The 1,078-nt window shown below is 31.0% G+C and carries 2 protein-coding genes; one reads left to right on the top strand and one right to left on the bottom strand.

All coding sequences use genetic code 11. From position 1 onward, the window contains the following. The coding region (locus HMPREF9075_RS07000) for a restriction endonuclease subunit S (RefSeq protein WP_009415812.1) at positions 1-550 on the top strand (550 nt) is incomplete at its 5' end. Here HMPREF9075_RS07000 and HMPREF9075_RS06995 read toward each other — a convergent pair. After that, on the bottom strand, positions 547-1,078 hold a 532-nt coding region (locus HMPREF9075_RS06995; protein WP_009415811.1), incomplete at its 5' end, for a restriction endonuclease subunit S. The genes HMPREF9075_RS07000 and HMPREF9075_RS06995 overlap by 4 nt on opposite strands.

Raw genomic sequence — 1,078 nt, 5'->3', positions numbered from 1 at the left:
ACCTTTTGAGATACCTAAAAATTGGAGGTGGTGTAGATTAGGAGTACTGACTATTTTTCTTTCTAGAGGTAAATCTCCAAAATATTCTGAGATTAAGAAATACCCTGTTTTTGCTCAAAAATGTAATTTAAAGTCGGGAAAGTTGTCTCTTGACGCTGCTAAGTTCTTGGATGAAAGAACATTATCAAAATGGAGAGATGAATATAAATTAAGAAATAACGATATTCTTATAAATTCAACAGGTACTGGTACAGTTGGAAGAGTGGGAATATTCTCAGAGCAAATACTTAGGAATTATCCTTTTATCGTTCCTGATTCTCACATTTCTGTTGTTAGAACATTTTCGAATATCGATTCATATTACATATATTATTTAATGTGTTCTAGTATAATCCAACAGTATATTGAAGATAATTTAGCAGGCAGTACAAATCAGAAAGAATTATATATAGGGGTTCTTGAAAAACTATTACTTCCTCTTCCACCCCTATCTGAGCAGCAAAGAATAGTAAATGCCATTCAAAATATTTTTCGTTGTATAGAAAACTAATTCTTTTCTATACAACGAAAAATAGCATCAATAGATTCTACAATACGCTGTTGCTCAGCAAGTGGAGGTAATGGTACTATTAAGTTTTTTAAATTATTAACACTAACACCACCTATTATACCATTTTTATTCTGGTTAAATATCTCAAAGAACATAGGAGACTGTAAGTAATAAAACAAGTATCTTATTTTTTCATAATAAGAGGTTATACAACATAACTTGTTCCCAAAACAAACAGTCTTATCTATAAGGGTTATTTTCCGTCCGGCACTACCTCCTTCTATACATATAAGAATAGAATTAGAATAAGCCTTTTTAAATAGTGAAAGGTGTTTTTTAGGAATAGCTACCCCATTCTGATATAAAACTTTTCCATCAAAACCAATATCTTTTGTTCCTATATAAGGGACTCCTTCTGTATTCATATATTGGGCTTTTTTCTCTTGTTCATTTATACTGTTTCCTGTATATAAATCAGCTATCTGCCCCATTCTTACCCACCTCCAATTTTTAGGTATTTCAAAAGGT

The organism is Capnocytophaga sp. oral taxon 332 str. F0381, assembly GCF_000318275.2.
Classification (GTDB): domain Bacteria; phylum Bacteroidota; class Bacteroidia; order Flavobacteriales; family Flavobacteriaceae; genus Capnocytophaga; species Capnocytophaga bilenii.
This window is presented reverse-complemented; position numbering and strand designations above follow the sequence as displayed.